We start from the raw sequence: 3,555 nt of genomic DNA, 5'->3' as shown, positions 1-3,555 counted from the left end.
CCGATCGCCACCGGGGCGGGGGAGCGGGGAACCCGGGACATCTCGCTGCTCAAATCGGTGCTCATAACGGACCTTTCGTGGGGGTGGATACCGCCGGCGGGGCCGGCGGTGCGGGCGGAGAGGATCCGCTCGCAGATTTCGCGGACGGCACCGTCGCCGCCCGGCTGCCGCAGCACCAGGCGTGCTGCGGCCTTGGCCTCGGGCCGGGCGTCCGCCACGGCCACCGGCCAGCCGACCAGGCCCATGGCGGGCAGGTCGTTGACGTCGTTGCCCAGGTAGGCAACGCGCGCCGGATCCAGGCGGCAGGCCCGCATCCAGGCGCCCAGGGCGGCGGCCTTGTCCGCCACGTCCTGGACGACGTCGATCCCGAGCTTGGCCGCCCGGGCGCTCACCACCGGGTTGGTTTCGGTGGAGACGATCAGCTGCGGCACCCCGGCCCGGCGCAGCCGGGCCACGCCCATGCCGTCGGAGCGGCTGATGCGGACGAATTCCTCGCCCCCGGCGTTGACGAAGGCGTGGTCGTCGGTGTGCACGCCGTCGAAATCCATCACCAGGGCGTCCACGTCAACCGCCTCCGGCTGCCGGCGGCCAGCCAGGGCGCGGACCAGCGCCAGGTCTTCGGGCGCGTCGATTTCCACGGCGTCGCCGGCGGGTACCGGCTGCAGGGCCAGCCGGCCGAAGAAGCGGTGCCGGCGGGCCAGGAAGCCCTCGGTGCGCATGGCATAGAAGGCGCCGGTCTCCCGGTACTGGGGCTCGCGGTCCTGCCGGCGCGGCCGGAAGTCCGCGCTGTGCCCGACGGCGGCCACCGCGCCGTCGCCGTCCACGGTCCAGAGGAAGCCGTGGTCCTCGGCCGCCGAGAAGGCCACGTCGGCCTCGGCGTCCAGGACGGTGCGGATTGCCTCGTTCAGGTCGGCCGGATCGATGAACGGCGAGGTGCACTGCAGCAGGACGGTCACGGCCGGCTGCGCGGGGCGGGTGCCGAGCACGTGCAGCACGGCGGATTCGCTGGTGGCGGCGTCCCCGGACAGTTCCGCCGGCCTTTCCACGGTTTCGGCGCCGCAGCGCAAAGCCTCGGCGCGGATGTCCGGGTGGTCCGTGCTGACGACGACGCCGGTGACCAGCGGCGCGGCGAGCGCGGCGTCGACGGCCCGGGCCAGCAGGCTGCGGCCGGCCACCGGGGCCAGGTTCTTGAACGGGATGCCCTTGGATCCGCCGCGGGCGGGAATGACAACCAGGACGTCGGGAACGGCGTCGGAACCGGCAGCGGGACTGTTCTTGGTGCTCACTGTGGTCACGCTAGGAGGCCCGGATGACCTCGCGGGGTCCCCGAGGTTAATCGGCGGTGAGCGTCCGGCAACGATTCACCGTCCGCCCCTCCCGCCGGCTTGCCGGATGATTCCCGTTTCGGGAGGGAAAACGGCGCGATGCGAACAGCCGATCCGCGGGGGGCAGTAAGGTGGGCTGTATGCCCGCGCTCACCCCGGCCAGGCCGCCGTCGCGCCGCCGACTGCCGCTGCGCATCGTGGTGCCCAGCAGGAACGATCCCTTCCTGCGCCGGTATACCGAGATGCTGGGCGGGCCGCTGGGGCGCCACACCGCCCCGGGGATCGTCTCGCCCGGCTTCTTCACGGTGGAGCGGGTGCTGATCATCATGACCACGCTGGCCGCGCTGCTGTCCGTGCTGGTCAAGACCCCGTGCCGGGCCGGGGGCTGGACGCAGCCGGACTACTTCTACCAGGCCTGCTATTCGGACTGGCCGGTGCTTTTCGCCTCCCGGCATCTGGCCGAGGGCGTGTTCCCGCTGCTGAATCCGGACAGCTTCTTCGAGTACCCCGCGCTGCTGGGCCTGCTGGCCGGGGCCACCGCCTGGCTGGTTCCGGGCCGGGGCGACACCGGGGAGCGTGCGCTGGCCTACTTCGACATCAACGCGGCCCTGGCGGCGGCGGCGTGGATGGTCACCGTGCTGGCGACGGCGCGGATGGGCCACCGCCGCCCCTGGGACGCCGCCATGGTGGCGCTGGCGCCGGGCATTGTGCTGGCCGGAACCATTAACTGGGACCTCTGGGCGGCGATGCTGACGGCGCTGGGCATGCTGGCCTTCGCGCGGAACCGGCCGGTGGCGGCCGGGGTGTACCTGGGCCTGGGCACCGCCTTGAAGGCCTATCCGCTGCTGGTTTTCGGCGCCATCATCCTGCTGGCCGTGCGCACCGGCAGATACCGTGCCCCGGGCCTGGCGGCCGGGTCCGCCGCCGCCGCCTGGCTGCTGGTCAACGTGCCGGTCCTGCTCCTCAACCCCGCCGGCTGGGGACAGTTCCTGGCCTACAGCCGGGACCGCGGGGCCGGCTACTCCTCGATCTGGTATGCCTGGAACCTGAGCGCGGACGGCCGGCTGCTGCCGCAGCTGGACGCCACCTTCATCAACGTGGCCTCGCTGCTGCTCTTCCTGGCCGCCTGTGCCGGGATCGCCCTGTTGGCGCTGACCGCCCCGCGCCGGCCGCGGCTGGCCTCGCTGGCCTTCCTGGTGGTGGCGGCTTTTGTGCTGACCAACAAGGTCTATTCGCCCCAGTTCGTGCTGTGGCTGGTGCCGTTGGCCGCCCTGGCCTACCCGCGCTGGCGGGACTTCCTCATCTGGCAGTTCTTCGAGGTCATGCACTGGTGGGCCATCTGGATGTACCTGGGCCGCAGCACCAGCGACGGCGTCCCCGAGCACAACCTGGACACCCCGTACTACGTGCTGGCCGTGCTCGGGCACATTGCCGCAACGGCCTGGCTGATGGCCAGGGTGGTCCGGTCCGTCCGGCATCCGGAGCGGGACGTGGTGCGCCGGCTGGACATCGACGATCCGCAGGGCGGTCCGTTCGACGGCGCCCCGGACCGGTTCGTGCTTGCCGGTCCGGCACCGCGGCACATGCTCCGGCGGCCGCTTCGGAAGGAGGCGCAGGCATGACCCTTCCGGCCCACGGCGCCGACGGCCCGGACGCCGTCGTCGTCGGCTCCGGTCCGAACGGGCTGGCGGCCGCCGTGGTGCTGGCCCGCGCCGGCCTGAAGGTCCAGGTCCTCGAGGCCGCCGGGAAACCGGGCGGCGGGGCCCGGACCGAGGAACTGATCGAACCGGGCCACTGGCACGATATCTGCTCGGCGGTGCACCCGATGGCCGTGGCCTCCCCGTTCTTCAGCGCCTTCGGCCTCGCCGAACGTATCCGCCTGCATACCCCCGAGATCTCCTATGCGCAGGTCGTCGACGGGGCGGATGCGGCCATTGCCTACCGCAGCCTGGCCCGCACGGTCGAAGGGCTCGGGGCGGACGGGCCCGCCTACCGTTCCCTGATGGAGCCGCTGGTGCACGGAGCGGAGCAGCTGCTGGACCTGACCATGAACCAGCTGCTGCGGCTGCCGGATTCGCCGCTGGCGGCCGCCCGCTACGGGTTCCGGGCGCTGGAACAGGGCAGCCCGTGCTGGAATATGCGCTTCAAGGAATACCATGCCCCGGCGCTGCTGGCCGGGGTGGCCGCGCACACCCCCGGCGGGCTGCGCCGGCCCCTGGCCGCCGGGGCG

General features: G+C 72.6%; 3 protein-coding genes. 2 read left to right on the top strand and 1 reads right to left on the bottom strand.

The genetic code is table 11. The features are described from left to right. On the bottom strand, window positions 1-1,295 hold a 1,295-nt coding region (locus ACFQ36_RS21610), incomplete at its 3' end, for a cytidylyltransferase domain-containing protein (RefSeq protein ID WP_377017431.1). A gap of 170 nt (window positions 1,296-1,465) precedes the next feature. Between ACFQ36_RS21610 and ACFQ36_RS21605 the strand changes: the two genes are divergently transcribed. Continuing rightward, complete coding sequence (locus ACFQ36_RS21605; RefSeq protein ID WP_377017429.1) at window positions 1,466-2,947, top strand: glycosyltransferase family 87 protein; 1,482 nt, start codon at window positions 1,466-1,468, stop codon at window positions 2,945-2,947. After that, window positions 2,944-3,555: phytoene desaturase family protein (locus ACFQ36_RS21600; RefSeq protein WP_377017427.1), on the top strand; the 612-nt coding region annotated here is incomplete at its 3' end. The genes ACFQ36_RS21605 and ACFQ36_RS21600, both read left to right, overlap by 4 nt.

It is taken from the genome of Arthrobacter sp. GCM10027362, from assembly GCF_042679445.1.
Classification (GTDB): Bacteria; Actinomycetota; Actinomycetes; order Actinomycetales; family Micrococcaceae; genus Crystallibacter.
Note: the sequence above shows the minus strand (reverse complement) of the source record. Positions and strands in the feature narration are given on the sequence as shown.